The following is an 810-nucleotide window of genomic DNA, read 5'->3' as shown; positions in this document are numbered from 1 at the left end:
GGAGGGCGGGGGTCCGGCCCGATGTGAATTCCTGGTCTGTACCAGGGGGTTGACGCCTTCTTATCTCACATCTTGAATCAAGTGGTTGAACCTTCACCCCCCACCACGGTCGGCGCGCCCGTCCCCACGGGCCGCCGTACGGAAGGGAGAGCCATGTCCTCTCCGCGCACGCGCCGCGGATGGCTGGTCGCCGCCCTGTCCGCCGCGCTCCTCGCCTCCGGCGTGGCCGGCACGACCGCCCAGGCGGAACCCGCCCGCTCCACCGCACCCGCCTCGGACGTCTCCGCTGCGGCCGTCGTCGTCTCGGACACCTTCGACGGGCCCGCCGGCGCCGCGGTCGACCCGTCGAAGTGGCACATCGAGACCGGCGACAACGTCAACAACCACGAACGGCAGTACTACACCGCGGGGAACAACAACGCGGCGCTCGACGGCCAGGGCCATCTGGTCATCACCGCCCGCAAGGAGAACCCGGCCAACTACCAGTGCTGGTACGGCGCCTGCCAGTACACCTCGGCCCGGCTCAACACCTCCGGCACGTTCACCGCGCAGTACGGGCACATCGAGGCGCGGATGAAGATCCCCCGCGGGCAGGGCATGTGGCCCGCGTTCTGGATGCTCGGCACCCCGGTCAACTGGCCGGACTCGGGCGAGATCGACATCATGGAGAACGTCGGCTTCGAGCCGTCCACCGTGCACGGCACGATCCACGGCCCCGGCTACTTCGGGTCCGGCGGCATCGGCGCGGCCTACACGCTCCCCGGCGGACAGGCCTTTGCGGACGCCTTCCACACCTTCGCCGTCGACTTG

1 protein-coding gene is annotated in these 810 nt (G+C 69.8%); it reads left to right on the top strand.

Annotated features, from left to right (window positions below):
- Nucleotides 1–153 precede the first annotated feature (153 nt).
- Nucleotides 154–810, top strand: a 657-nt coding sequence (locus tag LPA54_RS33520; RefSeq protein WP_228984488.1) for a family 16 glycosylhydrolase, incomplete at its 3' end; no start/stop codon positions are given.

Source organism: Streptomyces sp. DH12, from assembly GCF_020873895.1.
Taxonomy (GTDB): Bacteria; Actinomycetota; Actinomycetes; order Streptomycetales; family Streptomycetaceae; genus Streptomyces.
The sequence above is the reverse complement of the archived record's forward strand: the minus strand, read 5'-3'. Positions and strand labels throughout refer to the sequence as shown.